Origin of the sequence: Streptomyces sp. NPDC015144, assembly GCF_043079735.1 — a bacterium.
Lineage (GTDB): Bacteria > Actinomycetota > Actinomycetes > Streptomycetales > Streptomycetaceae > Streptomyces.
In genome coordinates this window covers 303263-319407 of sequence record NZ_JBIBUU010000005.1, presented here as the reverse complement: position 1 = coordinate 319407, position 16145 = coordinate 303263, and the positions used below count along the sequence as shown (strand labels likewise).

14 protein-coding genes are annotated in these 16145 nt (G+C 74.2%); 9 read left to right on the top strand and 5 right to left on the bottom strand.

Going from position 1 to position 16145, the window contains the following annotated elements; genetic code table 11:
• Positions 1–2 precede the first annotated feature (2 nt).
• Both ACF08W_RS12165 and ACF08W_RS12160 read right to left on the bottom strand, forming a co-directional pair.
• Positions 3–761 carry an IclR family transcriptional regulator gene (locus ACF08W_RS12165; protein WP_392279200.1) on the bottom strand — a complete coding sequence of 253 codons (759 nt, stop codon included), beginning with the start codon at positions 759–761 and terminating at the stop codon, positions 3–5.
• Positions 758–1816 carry a sugar kinase gene (locus tag ACF08W_RS12160; RefSeq protein ID WP_392279199.1) on the bottom strand — a complete coding sequence of 353 codons (1059 nt, stop codon included), beginning with the start codon at positions 1814–1816 and terminating at the stop codon, positions 758–760. Before ACF08W_RS12160 ends, ACF08W_RS12165 begins: the two co-directional genes overlap by 4 nt.
• A 242-nt stretch (positions 1817–2058) precedes the next feature.
• Here ACF08W_RS12160 and ACF08W_RS12155 point away from each other — a divergent pair, with 242 nt between their 5' ends.
• Positions 2059–3300: an alanine racemase gene (locus ACF08W_RS12155; protein WP_352273626.1), complete on the top strand. Its 1242-nt coding sequence runs from the start codon at positions 2059–2061 to the stop codon at positions 3298–3300.
• A 34-nt stretch (positions 3301–3334) separates the two neighbouring features.
• On the top strand, positions 3335–4963 hold the full coding sequence (locus ACF08W_RS12150) for an amidohydrolase family protein (protein ID WP_392279198.1): 1629 nt from the start codon (positions 3335–3337) through the stop codon (positions 4961–4963).
• A 20-nt stretch (positions 4964–4983) separates the two neighbouring features.
• Here ACF08W_RS12150 and ACF08W_RS12145 read toward each other — a convergent pair whose 3' ends face one another.
• Entirely contained in the window at positions 4984–5820 is an 837-nt protein-coding gene (locus ACF08W_RS12145) for a siderophore-interacting protein (RefSeq protein ID WP_385214377.1), read from the bottom strand.
• A gap of 99 nt (positions 5821–5919) precedes the next feature.
• Between ACF08W_RS12145 and ACF08W_RS12140 the strand changes: the two genes are divergently transcribed.
• Complete coding sequence (locus ACF08W_RS12140; RefSeq protein WP_392279197.1) at positions 5920–6735, top strand: TetR/AcrR family transcriptional regulator; 816 nt, start codon at positions 5920–5922, stop codon at positions 6733–6735.
• Positions 6736–6804: 69 nt separating this feature from the next.
• Here ACF08W_RS12140 and ACF08W_RS12135 read toward each other — a convergent pair whose 3' ends face one another.
• Complete coding sequence (locus tag ACF08W_RS12135) at positions 6805–7674, bottom strand: serine protease (protein ID WP_352273412.1); 870 nt, start codon at positions 7672–7674, stop codon at positions 6805–6807.
• Between the two features lie 273 nt (positions 7675–7947).
• Between ACF08W_RS12135 and ACF08W_RS12130 the strand changes: the two genes are divergently transcribed.
• From ACF08W_RS12130 to ACF08W_RS12105, 6 genes are all read left to right on the top strand, one after another.
• Positions 7948–8781: an arylamine N-acetyltransferase gene (locus ACF08W_RS12130; RefSeq protein ID WP_392279196.1), complete on the top strand. Its 834-nt coding sequence runs from the start codon at positions 7948–7950 to the stop codon at positions 8779–8781.
• 227 nt (positions 8782–9008) lie between these two features.
• Positions 9009–10220, top strand: a complete 1212-nt coding sequence (locus ACF08W_RS12125; protein ID WP_352273414.1) for a pyridoxal phosphate-dependent aminotransferase — start codon at positions 9009–9011, stop codon at positions 10218–10220.
• Positions 10221–10303: 83 nt separating this feature from the next.
• Positions 10304–10699 (top strand): hypothetical protein, encoded by a 396-nt coding sequence (locus ACF08W_RS12120; protein WP_352273415.1) that lies wholly within the window; start codon positions 10304–10306, stop codon positions 10697–10699.
• A gap of 143 nt (positions 10700–10842) precedes the next feature.
• Positions 10843–11946: a hypothetical protein gene (locus tag ACF08W_RS12115; RefSeq protein ID WP_385214390.1), complete on the top strand. Its 1104-nt coding sequence runs from the start codon at positions 10843–10845 to the stop codon at positions 11944–11946.
• Positions 11947–11975: 29 nt separating this feature from the next.
• A complete protein-coding gene (locus tag ACF08W_RS12110; RefSeq protein ID WP_392279195.1) occupies positions 11976–13631 on the top strand; it encodes a substrate-binding domain-containing protein in 1656 nt (551 codons plus the stop codon).
• Positions 13618–14271 (top strand): hypothetical protein, encoded by a 654-nt coding sequence (locus tag ACF08W_RS12105; RefSeq protein WP_392279194.1) that lies wholly within the window; start codon positions 13618–13620, stop codon positions 14269–14271. Before ACF08W_RS12110 ends, ACF08W_RS12105 begins: the two co-directional genes overlap by 14 nt.
• A gap of 97 nt (positions 14272–14368) precedes the next feature.
• Here the strand turns inward: ACF08W_RS12105 and ACF08W_RS12100 are convergent, their stop codons facing one another.
• Positions 14369–16123 carry an Ig-like domain repeat protein gene (locus ACF08W_RS12100; RefSeq protein ID WP_392279193.1) on the bottom strand — a complete coding sequence of 585 codons (1755 nt, stop codon included), beginning with the start codon at positions 16121–16123 and terminating at the stop codon, positions 14369–14371.
• Between the last annotated feature and the right edge of the window lie 22 nt (positions 16124–16145).

Below are 16145 nucleotides of genomic sequence, written 5' to 3'. Positions count from 1 at the left end.
GTTCAGGCCTTCTTGGGTCGGGGGGTGCCGGAGTACTCCCGGCTGATGGACTCGGCGGTGCGGCGCACCAGCGGGAGCAGGGTGAGGAGTTCCTCCGCCGTGACGACGACGTTGGGCGCCGAGACCGACATCGCGGCGACGACCCGTCCGTCCGCGCCCCGGATGGGGGCGCCGACGCAGTTGATGGACTCCTCGTGGCCACCGAGGTCGGTGGCCCAGCCCTGTTCGCGGACGACGGCCAGTTCCTTGAGGAACGCGCCGGCGTTCGGGGTCGAACGGGGCGTGTACATGGGGTAGTCGAGCCGTTCGGCGATGGTGCGCCGCTCGGACTCGGGGAGGTCGGCGAGGAGCAGTTTCGCGACGGCGGCGACGGTGATCGCGACGGGCTTGCCGATCCGCGAGTACATCCTGACCGGGTAGCGGCTCTCCACCTTGTCGATGTAGAGGACCTCCTGCTCCTCGTAGACCGCGAGATGCACGGTGTGGCCGCAGCTCTCGTTGAGTTCGACGAGGTAGGGGTGGGCGATCTCGCGTACGTCGAGGTTCTCGACGGCCTCCTGGGCGAGGGAGAAGAGGCGGGCGCCCAGGCGGTAGCGCTGGTCCTGCTGGCGGTGGACGAGGCCGTGCTCGTGGAGCGTACGGAGCAGGCGCAGCGCGGTGGACTTGTGGACGCCGAGCCGCTCGGCGACCTGGCCGAGGTCGGCGGGCCCCTGGGCCAGCAGGGGCAGGATGCTCAGCGCCCGGTCGACGGTCTGGCTCATGTCGTACGTACCTCCTGGTCGTCCCCCGTCCAGCCGGGGCCGAGACGAAGTCTCCCCCAGGCGGCGTCGTCCAGTGCGGCAAGGGCGTCGGCGTGCGCGCGGGCGGGGGGTTCGGTGAGGTCGCCGGGGACGGTGAGGACGGCGGCGGCCATCAGGTGGCCGTGGCGGGCGCGGTCGCGGACCGGGAGGCCGCGCAGGGTGGCGGAGAGGAATCCGGCGGCGAAGGCGTCGCCCGCGCCGACGGGGGCGACGACGTCCACGTGGAGGGCGGGGACGGTGGTGACGGTGCCGGGGCTCCTCCCGGTGCCCGAGAAGACCGTCACGCCGTCCGCGCCGTGCTTCACGACCAGGACGGACGGTTCCGGCAGGGCGGCCCGGACCGCCTCCGCGCCGTTCACCCCCCAGGCTTCCCGCGCCTCGTCCTCGCCGACGAAGACCAGGTCGGCGCGGCGGGCCAGGTCGAGGAGGACGCGGGGGGAGGCGTCGGTGCCGCGCCACAGGCCGGGGCGGTGGTTGACGTCGAAGGAGACGGCCGGGCGGCCGGGCCGGTCCTCGGTCAGGTGGTGGAGCAGGGCCAGGCAGCCGGTGGAGAGCGCGGCGGTGATCCCGGACAGGTGGAGCATCCGGGCGGGGGGCAGCGCCGTGCGGGGGACGGTGTCGGGGGACATCGCGGAGGCGGCGGAACCGGCCCGGTAGTAGGCGACCTCGTGGGTGTCGGTGGCCCGGTCGGTGGCGGTGCGGAAGTAGACGCCGGTGGGCCGGGAGGGGTCGCGGCGCACCCCGGAGGTGTCGACCCCGTACCGCGTGATCGTCTCGACGAGGTGGTCGCCGAAGCCGTCCGCCCCGACCCGGCTGACCCAGGCCGCCCGGTGTCCGGCGGCGGCCAGGGCGCAGGCGACGTTGGACTCTGCGCCGCCGATGCCCCGGTCGAAGGAGGGGACGTCGGCGAGGCGTCCGGGACGCGACGGCAGGAACGTCACCATGGACTCGCCGAGGCACACGACGTCGGTGGCGGCGGCCGTGCCGGCGGCGGTCCTGGCCGGGGTTCCGGACACGCGGGGCTCCTCGCAGGTCTGGCGGACGGGGGTCCGGGATACGGAACGGACGCACGCGGCGGACCACGGGCGTCGGCTCGGATGGTAGACAGGGACGAGCGGTATACGCAATGATCGTTGCACACAATGCAACGCATGAGTGATCGAGGAGGATCCTCTTGGCCACCCAGCACTCCCTCGAGCAGGTCGACCGGTCCGCGACGGCCCTCGCCGGTGAACGCGCCGGCGCACTCGCCGCCGAGGTGGTCGACCACCGGTTCAAGGCGCTGCCGCCCGACGCGCAGGGTCTGACCGTCGGCGCCCTCGCCGCCCAGCGGCGCAACCTCCACACCGGCGGCTTCACCACCCCGGTGCTCGCCCTGTCCGCCGAGGCGGTCGAGCACAACCTCGTCCTGCTGCGCACGTACGCCGAGCGCCACGGGCTGGCCTTCGCCCCGCACGGCAAGACGTCCATGTCCCCGCAGCTCTTCGCCCGCCAGCTGGAGCACGGTGCCTGGGGCATCACCGCCGCCGTGCCGCACCAGGCGCGGGTCTACCGGGCGTTCGGCATCCGGCGGATCTTCCTCGCCAACCAGCTGGTGGACGCGGCGGCGCTGCGCTGGCTCGCCGGGGAGCTGGACGCCGACCCGGAGTTCCGCTTCGTCTGCTACGTCGACTCGGTGCGCGGCGTCGAGCTGATGGACGCGGCGCTGCGGGAGGCGGGCGCCGCCCGGGCCGTGGACGTCGTCGTGGAGCTGGGCGCGGGCGAGGGCGCCCGCACCGGGGCCCGTACGGAGGCGGAGTGCGCGGCGGTGGCCGACGCGGTCGCGGCGACCGGGACGCTGCGGCTGGTGGGCGTGGCCGGTTACGAGGGCGAGGTGCCGGACGCGACCGGTGAGCGGGTGCGCGACTGGCTGCACCGGCTCGTGGCGCTCGCCGTCGACCTGGACCGCGCGGGCCGCTTCGCGCCGGGCGAGCCGATCGTGGTCAGCGCGGGCGGCAGCGCCTGGTTCGACGCGGTGGCGGACGTGTTCGCGCGGATCCCGGAGCTCTCCGCGCCGGTGCTGAAGCTGCTGCGCTCGGGGGCGTACGTCTCGCACGACGACATCCACTACCGCCACCTCACCCCGTTCAACCGGGTGCCCGAGGAGGGCTCGCTGCGGCCCGCGTTCCGGCTGTGGGCGCAGGTCGTCTCCCGCCCCACGGACGCGCAGGCCTTCCTCAACGCGGGCAAGCGGGACGCCGCCTACGACCTCGACCTCCCCGAGGCCCAGCTCGTGCGCTCCGGCCGGGACGGCGAGGTCCGCCCCGCGACGGACATCACGGTCGACCGCCTCTCCGACCAGCACACCTGGCTGCGCACCGGGCCGGACGCGCGGCTGGAGGTGGGCGACTGGGTGGGGCTCGGCCTCTCCCACCCGTGCACCGTCTTCGACAAGTGGCAGCTGATCCCGCTGGTCACCGAGGACGGCACGGTCACGGACTACGTCCGCACCTTCTTCTGATCCGCCCGGCCGCTCCCCCGAAAGGCACCACCCCATGGACCTGGTCATCCGCAACGCGTACGTCGTCGACGGCACCGGCGCCCCGGGCCGCCGGGCCGACGTGGGCGTCCGGGACGGCCGGATCGCCGAGATCCGGCCGGAGGGCGCGGCGGGCCCCCGCCCCTCCGGCCGCCGGATCCTGGACGCCGACGGGCTGGCCCTCACGCCCGGCTTCGTCGACATGCACGCGCACAGCGACCTCGCGCTGCTCCGCGACCCCGACCACAGCGCCAAGGCCGCGCAGGGCGTCACCCTCGAAGTGCTCGGCCAGGACGGCCTGTCGTACGCCCCGGTCGACGACCGGACCCTCGCCGAGGTGCGCCGCTCCATCTCCGGCTGGAACGGCGGCGCGCCCGAGGAGACGGACGTCGACTTCGACTGGCGCACCGTCGGCGAGTACCTGGACCGGCTGGACCGCAATTTCGGCGGGCGGGGCATCGCCGTCAACGCCGCCTACCTGATCCCGCAGGGCACCGTCCGGATGTACGCGATGGGCTGGGAGGACCGCCCCGCCTCCCCCGCCGAACTGGACCGGATGAAGGAGCTCGTCGCCCGGGGCATGGCGGAGGGCGCGGTCGGCATGTCCTCCGGCCTCACCTACACCCCGGGCATGTACGCGGACGACGCCGAACTCACCGAGCTGTGCCGGGTGGTGGCCGCGCACGGCGGCTACTACTGCCCGCACCACCGCTCGTACGGGGCGGGGGCGCTCGACGCGTACGCGGAGATGGTGCGGCTCACCCGGGCGGCGGACTGCCCCCTCCATCTCGCCCACGCCACCATGAACTTCGGCGTCAACGAGGGCCGGGCGCCCGAGCTGCTCGCCCTGCTCGACGAGGCGCTCGACGCGGGCGCCGACATCTCCCTCGACACGTACCCGTACACCCCCGGCTGCACCACCCTCTTCGCGATGCTGCCGAGCTGGGCGGGCGAGGGCGGCCCCGGGGCGGTGCTGGAGCGGCTCGCCGACGACGCCGCGGCCGAGCGGATCCGCCACCATCTGGAGGAGCTGGGCTCGGACGGCTGCCACGGGGTGCCGATCGAGTGGGACACCATCGAGATCTCCGGGGTGGGCACGCCCGCCCTCGCCGACCACGTCGGCCGCACCGTGGCCGAGTCGGCCCGGCTGCGCGGCGAGACGCCCTGGGCGACCGCGCGCCGGCTGCTGGTCGAGGACCGGCTCGGCCCCACGATCCTCCAGCACGTGGGCCACGAGGAGAACGTGCGCCGCATCATGCGCCACCGGGTGCACACCGGCGGCAGCGACGGCATCCTCCAGGGCGAGAAGCCGCACCCCCGCGCCTACGGCACCTTCCCGCACTATCTCGGCCGGTACGTCAGGGAGTTGGGCGTCCTCTCGCTGGAGGAGTGCGTCGCCCACCTCACCTCGCGCCCGGCGAGGCGGCTGCGCCTGCCCGACCGGGGGTACGTCCGCGAGGGCTACCGCGCCGACCTCGTCCTCCTCGACCCGCTCACGGTGGCCGCCGGCGCCACCTTCGAGGCGCCCCGCACGCTGCCGACGGGCATCCCGCACGTCCTGATCGACGGCCGCTTCGTCATCGAGGACGGCCGCCGCACCCAGACCCTCGCGGGCCGGTCCGTCCGCGGCCGGGGAACGCGGTAGGCGACGCGCGGGGGCGGCCGTCAGAAGCCGCCCTGTTCCTTCGCCCAGGCCAGGTCCTCCTCGGTCGGGGCGTCGTCCTGGGTGAGGCTGCGCCGCCAGTACCCGGCGAACTCCACGGCCTTCCGGTCCATCCCGCGCTCCTCGACCAGGTGGCGGCGGAGCGCCCGTACGGTGCCCGCCTCGCCCGCCAGCCACGCGGCCCCGGCCCCCTCGGGCAGCCGGGCCGCCCGCACCGCGTCCAGCAGCGAGCCGCCCCGGTCCCGGTGCACCCACTCCACGGACACCTCCGCCGCCGAGGGCAGCGGGCGCTCCTCCGCCGCGTCGGCGACCTCGGCCCGGACGAGCGCCCGCGCCCCGGCGGGCAGGGACTCCAGCAGGGTGCCGATCGCGGGGAGCGCGGTCTCGTCCCCGGCGAACAGCAGCCAGTCGGCGGCGGGCAGCGGACGGGCGTACAGCGACGAGGGCCCGACCATGCCGAGCACGTCGCCGGGGCGCGCCCGGCGGCCGAAGCGGGCGGCGGGCCCGTCGTCGCCGTGGAGCACGAAGTCGACCGTCATCACCCCGGCCGCCCGGTCGTGGCCGCGCACGGTGAAGCCGCGCAGCAGCGGCCGCTCGGCCTCCGGGATCGCCAGGTACGCCTCGTACCACCGCATGCCGTACGTGTCGTCGGCGGCCGGTTCCGGCAGCCGGGGCAGGTCCTGGCCCGGCCGCGGGAAGCAGAGCTTCATCTGCTGGTCGGGCCGGTCCTCCAGCAGCTCGGCCAGCGCCTCCCCGGTGAAGGCGATCCGCGCCGTGCGCGGCGTGATCCGCTCCACGCCGACGACCCGTACGTACGACACGGCCAGTGCCTGTCCCATCGCGGCCCCACCTCTCCGCCGGGGACGGCTCCCCGACTGATACTTTACGGCGTAAGGAATTGCTCGGAAGAAGTTACTTTACGGCGTAAGGAGTCGCAAGTGGTGGTCTTTGCCGGACAGGGCGACGCCCGGCGCTCGATGTCCCTGCTGTGGCGCGGCGCGGGGCCGGAGCCGGCGGAGCGGCGCCCCGGTCCCGGCCCGAGGCCCGCACTGAGCGTCGACGCGATCGTGGCGGCCGCGATCGGGCTCGCGGACGCCGAGGGGATGGCCGCGCTGTCGATGCGCGCGGTGGGCGAGCGGCTCGGCCGCACGGCGATGGCGCTCTACACCTACGTCCCCGGCAAGAGCGAGCTGCTGGACCTGATGTACGACCAGGTCCACGCCGAACTGCCCGCCGACTACCCGGACGACGGCGACTGGCGGGCCGGGCTCACCGCCTGGGCCCACGACGGCCTGGAGTTCCACCTGCGCCACCCGTGGGTGCTCCAGGTCTCCCAGGCCCGCCCGGTGCTCGGCCCGCACGAGTACGCGGGGCTGGACACCCTGGTGCGGCTGCTGACCGCGACGGGGCTCGACGCGTCTCTGCTGCGGCGGCTGATCGGCACCCTGTCCCATTTCGTGCGCGGCTGCGCCGGGACGGTCGCCGAGGCGCGGCAGGCCGCGGCGGCGACGGGCGAGCCGGACGAGCGGTGGTGGTTCGCGCGCTCGGCGCTGCTGGCCGAGGTGGCGCCCGATTTCGCGGCGCGGTATCCGGACCTGGCCGCGCTGGAGGGGGCGAGCGCGCCCCGGGACATCGCGCCGGGCGAGGAGTCGGTGCCGTTCCTGGAACGGGAGGCGCGGGCGACCTTCGAGGCCGGACTCGACGTGCTGCTCGACGGGATCGCCGCGGCGGTCGACCGTGCGGGGAGAGAGTGACGGACGACGTGCCGCCGCCGCGGCACCCGGAGGAGAGCGGGCGCCGCGGCGGCGGACGGGGTCACCCGGTCACGGCTTGGGCAGGACGCACCCGGCGCGGTTCAGGTCGAACTGGTTGCCGGGGCCGATGCACGGCACGATGCCGTACGTCTCCTGGGCGTAGTTGATGCCCTGGCGCACCGTCACGTTGCCGCTCTCGTCGACCTCGCACGGGTTGTTGTCCGTGCAGCGCTGGCCGTCCTCGTTGCCGGTGTTGTTGACGGCGACGACCTTGCCGGTCGCGTTGTCGATCACCGGGGAGCCGGACGTGCCGCCGATGGTCTGGCAGGCGGAGGTGTAGCGGACCGAGTCCTTCCAGGTCCACGAGCCTTCCTTGAGGCGGTAGACGAAGCCGTCGATGTTGCAGGCGTACGTCCGCTTCCAGTAGCCCGACACGACCGTGATGGCGGTGCCCTGGACCGGGTGCGCGGTGTTGAGCTCCAGCGCCTTGATGCCGTAGGTGCTCTCGATCTGGGCGTAGGTGCTGGTGAGCTGGTAGACCGAGATGTCGGTGTCGGTCATCGTCCCGTACGCGATCTTGCTGGCGCGCAGGGTGCCGACGCCGGTGCCCGAGGCGTTCAGCAGGGTGAAACTGCGGGTGGACGGCTGGTTGCGGACGACCTGGCCGGGGCCGGGGAACCCGGTCTCCATGCAGTGCCCGTTGGAGAGCACCAGCGCGGGGTCGCCCGGCTGGGAGCTGGGGGTGCGCACGACGGAGCCGGAACAGTTGCTCAGCGCCACGGTCCCGGCGAAATTGACCGCCTTCACCCCGGGCTTGGCCTTCACCGTGGCGGCGGGCGCCGTCGCGTCGCCGGCCGGAGCGGTCGCGGCGGTCGCGGGCGCGACACCCGCCCCGAGGAGTGCGACGGCGAACACCGCACCGACGAGAGGCTTCTTCATGTGGGGGTCCTCTCAAGTGACCCGGGCAGGAGCCCGACGGCCCCGCCCGCGAAGTCCTGTCCAAATTGACATGCGCATGTTGGCGTACAACAGGACCCCCCACAAGGGGCGGTTTCCAGCCGCCCCCGGACCCGGAACCGCTCCGGTCCCAAACCACCCCGGTCCCGGATCACCCCGGTCCCGGACCGCCCCGGGACGTCGGACCGAAGGACCAGCCCGCCTCCGCCCCGGGCCGGAGGCGTCCGATCGCGCCACCGCATTACCGTCACGGACATGACTTCCGACCGCGCCCACCCGCTCGACCTCGACGCCTACCTCACCCGGATCGGCCTCCCCGGGGCGCACCGGCCGACCGCGGAGGTGCTGCGCGCCGTACACCGCGCCCACGCCCTGGCCATCCCCTTCGAGAACCTGGATCCGGTCCTCGGCAGCGCACCCTCGCTCGCCCTCGCCGACCTGGAGGCGAAGCTCGTCCGCGGCCGGCGCGGCGGCTACTGCTTCGAGCACAACACCCTGTTCGCCGCCGCGCTGACCGCGCTCGGATTCCGGGTCACCACGCTGGGCGCGCGGGTCGTGCTGGGGGCCGCGCCCGGTGCCGTCCGGCCGCGCACCCACATGCTGATGACCGTGGCGGTGCCGGGCGGGTCCACGCCGTACCTGGCGGACGTGGGCTTCGGCTCCAGCAGCGGGCTGCTGGAGCCGATTCCGCTGGTCGCGGGCGCCGAGTCGCACGCCGGCCCGCGCCACCACCGGCTCGTGACCACCCCTCACGACGGCCCGCTGGAGCGGTGGGAGCTCCAGGCGTACACCGCCGAGGGGACGTGGGAGTCCTTGTACGCGTTCACCCTGGAGCCCTTCGAGGCCCCGGATTTCGAGGTCATGAACTGGCACATCGCGACCCACCCGCGCTCCCCGTTCAGGACCGGGGTCCATGTTCAGCGGACCGTCCCGGGCGCCCATCTGTCGCTGGCCGGACGCACCCTCACGGTGACGGCGGACGACGGCGGCCGCGAGGTGCGGGAGCTGGCCGACGGCGACGAGGTCCTGCGGGTGCTGGCCGCCGAGTTCGGCATCCACCTGCCGTCGGACACCTGGCTGCCCGGGTAACGGGCCGGGACGGGACGGGCCGTGGCGCATCTCACCCGTCCGGGCCCGTCCCGCCCGTTCTCCGGTGCATTCGAAGCCGCGGCGGCGCTCCCGCCCGGCGTTCCCACGGCGCGGGACGACGGGCGCATGGCGATGGAAGTCGGGGCCGGACAGGACGGGCGGGGCGGTGGGGGCGTTTGTGGACGAATACCCCGGCGCCGGGCGCGGACGGCCGTAAGCTCCCGGGCATGCAGGTCATCCAGTCCACGAAGCTCGCCAACGTCTGCTACGAGATCCGGGGTCCGGTGCTGGAGGAGGCGATGCGGCTGGAAGCGGCCGGTCACCGCATCCTCAAACTGAACACCGGCAACCCGGCCGCGTTCGGTTTCGAGTGCCCGCCCGAGATCCTGGAGGACATCCTGCGCAACGTCGCCGGGGCGCACGGCTACGGGGACGCGAAGGGGCTGCCGTCCGCACGGCGGGCGGTGGTGCAGCACTACCAGACCAAGGGCGTCGAGCTCGACGTCGAGGACGTCTACCTGGGCAACGGCGTCTCCGAGCTGATCCAGATGTCGATGCAGGCGCTGCTCGACGACGGCGACGAGGTGCTCGTACCGGCCCCGGACTATCCGCTGTGGACGGCCTCGGTGTCGCTGGCCGGCGGCAGGGCGGTGCACTACCGGTGCGACGAACAGGCCGACTGGATGCCGGACCTCGCCGACATCGAGCGGCGGATCACCGACCGCACCAAGGCCCTGGTGATCATCAACCCGAACAACCCGACCGGCGCGGTGTACGACGAGGAGATGCTGCGCGGGCTCACCGAGATCGCCCGCCGCCACAACCTGGTGGTCTGCTCCGACGAGATCTACGACCGGATCCTGTACGACGGCGCGACCCACACCCCGACCGCCACGATCGCCCCCGACCTGCTGGTCCTCACCTTCAACGGGCTCTCCAAGAACTACCGGGTGGCCGGCTACCGCTCGGGCTGGCTGGCCGTCTGCGGCCCGAAGGCCCACGCCTCCTCGTACATCGAGGGGCTGACGATCCTGGCCAACATGCGGCTCTGCGCCAACATGCCCGCGCAGCACGCCGTGGCGACCGCGCTCGGCGGCCGGCAGTCGATCGACGACCTGGTGCTGCCCGGCGGGCGCATCCGGGAGCAGCGGGACACCGCGTATGAGCTGCTGACCCGGATCCCCGGTGTGACCTGCGTGAAGCCGAAGGGGGCGCTGTACCTCTTCCCGCGTCTGGACCCCAAGGTCTATCCGATCAAGGACGACCGGCAGATGGTGCTCGATCTGCTGCGGGCCGAGAAGATCATGGTCGTGCACGGCACTGGATTCAACTGGCCGGAACCCGACCATTTCCGGGTGGTCACCCTGCCGACGACCGAGGACCTGGCCGACGCGGTGACCCGGATCGCGCACTTCCTGGACGGATACGGCCAGCCCTGAGCACCCACCCCGGCTTCGATCGCGGTCAACTTTAGACTCAATCCAATGTAGGATGGCCACACGCACCCCCCAGGAGGCCATCCATGTACGAACCGATCCGCACCAAGTCGGTCCACACACCGGTTGACCACGACGACTTCCCGGGCCGCTCCCGCGAGGAGGAGCTGGACATCCAGCTCGCCGGGCACCTGGCGGCGCTCCTCGCGGTCACCGACGAACTGGGCCTCGGCACGGCGGGCGATGCCATCGCCACCCAGGTCGCCCGGCTGCGCGGCGCACCGCCCGCCCGCCACGCCGGCCGGACCGGCGCCCCCGAGGCCGCGCTGCACCGCCGCGCCCACGCCCTCGCGGGCCGCGCGCTGGTGGTCGCCGCGTCGCGCGCCGACACGGCCGCGGCGATCCTGGCGGCCGAGCGCATGGACGCCCACACCGCGGCGCTGGCCGCCCCCGCACCGGCCTGCCTGGCCGGCGCCCGCTGACGGCCCCGGTCCGCGTGCCGTCGAGGCGCGCGGACCGGGCGCCCTCCACCCGCGCGCCCCCGCGCCGTTTCCACCCCCGTACCGCCCCCGTTGCGTACTGGGATCAGCGCTTCACCTCCCGTCCACCCGGCCCGACCCGGAATGTGGGTTTCCGCGAGCAGGCTTCCGCTGTGAGACGCATCGTGGGCATCGTTCTGGCGGTGCTGCTGATCGGCGGGGTGGCCATAGCCGTCGCAGCGGGCCGCGACAGCAAGGACCCGGGCACGGCGACGGAGACCGTGCGGGGCGTGATCGGGTCGGAGAAGGCCGAGTTCTTCGCCGATCCCGGCGTGGTGAAGGCCCTCGCCGGGCGGGGGCTCACCGTCAAGGCGGAGACCTCCGGTTCCTGGGCCATGGACCGGCTCTCCCTCAAGGGGTACGACTTCGCCTTCCCGGGCTCGAAGGCCCCGGCCGACGACCTCCAGCGCCGGTCGGCCGTCACCGGCGGGCCGCTCCGGCCCTTCTACTCCCCGCTGGTCGTCGTGGCGCACCGGGCCGCCGCCCAGGTCCTGGCCGCCAACGGCCTCGCCGTACTGCGCGGGCGGACCAGCGGCAAGCTGCTGATGGGCCCCTACCTCCGGGCCGCCCGCGACGACCGGACCTGGCAGCAGCTCAAGGGGGCCGAGGGTCGCGCCGAGTTGACCGGCACGATGTTCATCACCAGCACCGACCCCGTCTCGTCCAACTCCGGCGCCCTCTACCTCGCCGCCGCGTCCTATGTCGCCGACGGCGGCCGGGTCGCCGCCGACAGCGCCGCGATCGACCGCACCGCCCCGCTCCTGAGGAAGCTGATCCGCGTCCAGGGCGCCCAGCAGACCAGCAGCGACGCCCCGTTCCGGGACTTCATCAGCGGGGTGGGCAACCCCCTGGTGCTGGTCTACGAGTCCCAGGTGGCCGCGCTGCTGATGCAGCACCAGGACGCCGGTGACCTGGTCCTCCTCTACCCCGACACCACCGTCTCCAGCGACCACACCCTCGTACCGCTCACCGCCGCGGGCCGCCGACTGGGCGAACTCCTCTCCACCGACCCGGAGTTGCGCAGGCTCGCGGTGCGCCACGGCTTCCGGCCGCAGGGCGCGGCCGCCGAGTTCACCGCGGCCACCGCCGGTCACACCGACTACATCGACCAGCAGCTGACCGGGGTCCGTCAGGCGCCCGTGCCCACCGCGACGGTGCTGCGCGCGATGGCCCGGCGGACCCGCGGCTGACACCCCACGCCTCCCGGGAGAACCCCGCCATGACCGAAGAGCACCGGCCGACGACGTACCGCCCCGGAAGACGGCCCGGCGCGCCCCGGCGCCGGGCGCCGCGCCCGCTCGCCGCCCTGCTGTCCGCCACCGTAATCGCCCTGCTCGCCGCCTGCTCGGGTCCCGTCGGCGACGGCTCCCCGGACGGGTCCGGGGAGAGCGGCCACGCGCGGCGCCCCGGCACCCTGCGCATCCTGGCCTCCAGCGAACTCGCCGACATGAAGCCCCTGTTGGAGGAGGCGAGGGAGGCGACCGGGATCACCGTCCAACCCACCTGGACCGGCACCCTCGACGCCGTCGAACAGCTCGGCTCCGGCACGGCGGACCGGGCGTACGACGCGGTCTGGCTCTCCTCCAACGACTATCTGCGGCTGCACCCGGACGCCGCCGCGCACCTCACCTCGGAGACCCCGCTGATGACGTCGCCGGTGGCGCTCGGGGTCCGCGCGTCGACGGTGCGCCGGCTGGGCTGGCGGCCCTCGGAGGTGACCTGGTCGCAGGTGCACCGGGCGGTGGCCGAGGGCCGGCTGACGTACGGGATGACCGACCCGGCCCGCTCCAACTCCGGCTTCTCCGCGCTGGTCTCGGTCGCCTCCGGGCTCTCGGGCGCCCAGGCCGCGCTGACCGACGCCGATGTGCGCGGGGCGAGCGGGAAGCTGAAGGAGTTCTTCGCCGGGCAGCGGCTGACCTCCGGTTCCTCGGGCTGGCTGGCCACCGCGTACGCCCGGCGCGGCACGGTGGACGCGCTGATCAACTACGAGTCGGTGCTGCTCTCGCTGAACCGCGACAGTCACACCGGGCTGACCGTGATCCGCCCCCGCGACGGCGTGCTGACGGCGGACTACCCGCTCAGCGCGCTCACCTCCGCCACGCCCGGGGCCAAGGACGCGGTCCGCGCGCTCACCGCGTACCTCCGCACCCCCGACGCGCAGCGGAAGCTGACCCTGGACACCTTCCGCCGCCCGGTCGTCCCCTCGGTGCGGCCCGCCCCGTCGCTCGCCGCCGGCACCCGCCGCGAACTGCCCTTCCCCGGCTCCCGGTCCGTCGCCGACGGGCTGCTGCACGCCTACGAGAACAAGCTGCGCCGCCCCTCGCGGACCGTGTACGTGCTCGACACCTCGGGCTCGATGGCCGGGGAGAGGCTGGCGGCGCTGAAGGCGGCGCTGACCGGGCTGACCGGGGACTTCCGGGAGCGGGAGGAGGTCACCCTGCTGCCGTTCGGCTCCTCGGTGAAGCAGGTCCGCACCCATACCGTCGACCCGGCCGACCCGCGCCGGGGCCCGGCCGCGCTGCGCGCCGACACCGCAGCGCTGAGCGCCGGGGGCGAGACGGCGATCTACTCCAGCCTGCGGTCGGCGTACGAGCGGATCGGCGCCGACACCGCGTCCGCGTTCACCTCGATCGTGCTGATGACGGACGGCGAGAACACCGTCGGCGACACCGCCCGCGACTTCACCGCCTACTACCGCGCCCTGCCCGACGAGCGCCGGGCCACCCCGGTCTTCCCGGTCGTCTTCGGCGACTCGGACCGGGCCGAGCTGGACCGGATCGCCGCCCTGACCGGCGGACGGCTCTTCGACGCGACGAAGGAGCGGGGGCCGGGTTCGCTGGACGGCGCCTTCGAGGAGATCCGTGGGTACCAGTAGGAACGGGGCGGCCCCGGGCGGCGGCGCCCCGGGCCGGGTGGCGGCGTACCTGGGGTCGCGGAAGAACATCGCCGGGTGCGCCGGCGGGCTGACCGGCCTCGCCCTCACCTTCACCCACCTCGCCGGGACGTACTGGCCGGCGGTGGTGGCCGCGCTGTACGCGGCGGGCGCGCTGATCGCCCCGCCCGAGCGGCCGCCCGCGCCGGGGTTCCCGGCCCTCCCGGACACGTCGTCGCGGCTGGACGCGGTGCGGGAGGGCTTCGGGACGCTGCGGGAGTACCTGGACACGGTGGAGCTGCCGCCCGCCGCGTCGGGCCGGCTCACCGAGCTGATGGAGCTGCTCGACGGGCTCCTCGCCCCCGGCTGGGCGTCCGGGGCCCTGACCACCGACCCGGAGGGCGTCCACGCCCTGTCCCGCACCGTGCACCAGGACATCCCGGAGGCGGTCGACACCTTCGTACGGACCCGCTGGTGGACCCGGGTCGCCCCCGGCGCGGAACCGCCCGAGCGCCAGCTGGAACACCAGCTGTCCCTGCTGCACCGCGAGGCCACGGCCCTGGCGGCCGCCCTCCGCGAGACGGAGGCCCGCCGCCAGCAGTCCCACACCCGCCACCTGGAGGACAGGGGACGCGGCGGATAGGGGACGGACCGGTCAGGGCGGGTCCCCGACGTGCCGGCGCCCGGCCTTCCGGCGGGGCGTCGGCACGTCGGGGCAGGCCCCGGCAGGGCCCCGCGCGTCAGTTGCGGACGCGCACCGTCGCCGTGGCCGTCGAGGCGGCGTGCAGCTCGTCCCCGGCGTAGCCGATCTCGTACGTCACCTGCCCGGCGGCCCGGGGCAGGTCGTTGACGGTGAAGGTGCCGTCGGCGGCGACGGCGGCCGAGGTGAGGGTGCCGGTGCCCTTCCGGTCGGTGCGCACCACGGAGACGGTGATCCCGGCGGGGAGCGCCCGGCCCTGTCCGGTGAGGGTGCCGGTGATCGTCAGGCCCTCGCTCTTGACCGCCTCCGCCGGGGCCCGCAGGGTGAGCGCGGTCGGGGCCTTGGCCACCGTGACGGCGAGGCCGACGTCCTCGGCGGGGCGGTGGGTGACGTCACCGGTGAAGGAGACGGTGTAGGTGGCGTCCCCGACCAGCGACGGCACGTCGAGGACGGTGAACGAACCGTCGCTGTCCACGTCCACGGCGGCGAGCTTCCGGTCGCCGTTCGCGTCGTGCCGTACCGCCGTCACCCTGACCGGTTCGGCGGGGGCGGGCCCGTCCAGCTCCAGCCGGCCCCTGATCCCGACCGGTTCGCCGACGACCGGCTGCCCCGGTGTGGTGGAGAGCCCGCCGGTGAACCGGGAGTCGTACTGGGCGGCCGGGGGCTTGATGATGTGCAGCCAGTACTCGGTGGTGGTCCGGTCGGTGGTGACGGCGAACAGCCGCGAGCCGTCCGCCGACCAGCCCAGCCCGCGCGGCACGACCCGGTCCCCGTCGAGCGCGCCCTCGAAGACGAACTCCAGCGGGGCCCGGCCGGACGCCGGGTCGGCGGGCTGCACCAGCAGGTCGGGCGTGCTCCCGGTCGCGCTGGCGCCCCGGGCGACGTACGTGCCGTCGCCGCTGAACGCCACCGCCGACGCCTTGGCCCCCTCGGGCAGCGGCTGGTACGGGACGGGCGCGTCGGACAGGTCGGCCGCGTCCAGGAGCCGGGTGCCGTACGCGGCGTCGGCGACCGCGATCCGGCGCCCGTCCGGGGTCTGCGCCACGTCCTTCATGTCGAGGCCGCCCTGCCCCTGGGCGTCGGCGAAGCGGCGCTCCGGGCCGCGCACGAGGGTGTCGCCGCTCGCGTCGAAGTAGGTGACGAAGGGGTTGGTCTCGGTGGCGGTGCGGGACTGCGCCATCAGCAGGCGGTCCGGGACCTCGGGGTCGCTCTCCAGCCGCAGCCGGCTCGCCGCGTTCCACCCGGTGTTGACCGACGCGTTGCCCGCCGAGCCGTAGAGCCCGCTCCAGAAGTTGGTGCAGTCGGTCCCGTTGTACGGCGTCTCGGCGTGCCACTCCTTGCCGCCGGCGAAGGCGACGTCGCGCGGGCAGTTCGGCGCGGTCGCGGTGCCGACGATCCCGGTGCGTTCCCAGGTCTCGGTGGAGAAGGCCAGGACGGCCGAGGACTGCGAGACGTAGAGCGTCCCGCCGTCCGTGCTCAGCGCCATCCCGGACGGGACGGTGCCGACGGCGACGGATCCCGTCTTCTGCCCCTGGAAGTTGTAGATGTGGACCTGGTTGTTCGTGGTGCGGGCCTGGCCGTCCGTCACGTAGACGCGCTCGTGCACCGAGTCGACGACCATCGCCGCGAACGTGGACATCGGGAGCTTGGCCACAGTGTCGCCAGGTGCGGAGGCGGGCCCGGAGCCGTCCGCGGCGTGGGCGGAGGGCGGCGCGAGCGCGGTGAGTCCCGCGGTGCCGAGGGTCAGCGCGGCGAGCGTCGCCGCGATACGTACGGAGTGCCTTTTCCTGCTCAACTGGATCCCCCACAGGCTCTGT

Coding starts and splice junctions, on each gene's coding strand:
- ACF08W_RS12165 (WP_392279200.1), bottom strand. CDS start 761: ATGAGCCAGACCGTCGACCGGGCGCTGAGCATCCTGCCCCTGCTGGCC.
- ACF08W_RS12150 (WP_392279198.1), top strand. CDS start 3,335: ATGGACCTGGTCATCCGCAACGCGTACGTCGTCGACGGCACCGGCGCC.
- ACF08W_RS12145 (WP_385214377.1), bottom strand. CDS start 5,820: ATGGGACAGGCACTGGCCGTGTCGTACGTACGGGTCGTCGGCGTGGAG.
- ACF08W_RS12135 (WP_352273412.1), bottom strand. CDS start 7,674: ATGAAGAAGCCTCTCGTCGGTGCGGTGTTCGCCGTCGCACTCCTCGGG.
- ACF08W_RS12130 (WP_392279196.1), top strand. CDS start 7,948: ATGACTTCCGACCGCGCCCACCCGCTCGACCTCGACGCCTACCTCACC.
- ACF08W_RS12125 (WP_352273414.1), top strand. CDS start 9,009: ATGCAGGTCATCCAGTCCACGAAGCTCGCCAACGTCTGCTACGAGATC.
- ACF08W_RS12120 (WP_352273415.1), top strand. CDS start 10,304: ATGTACGAACCGATCCGCACCAAGTCGGTCCACACACCGGTTGACCAC.
- ACF08W_RS12110 (WP_392279195.1), top strand. CDS start 11,976: ATGACCGAAGAGCACCGGCCGACGACGTACCGCCCCGGAAGACGGCCC.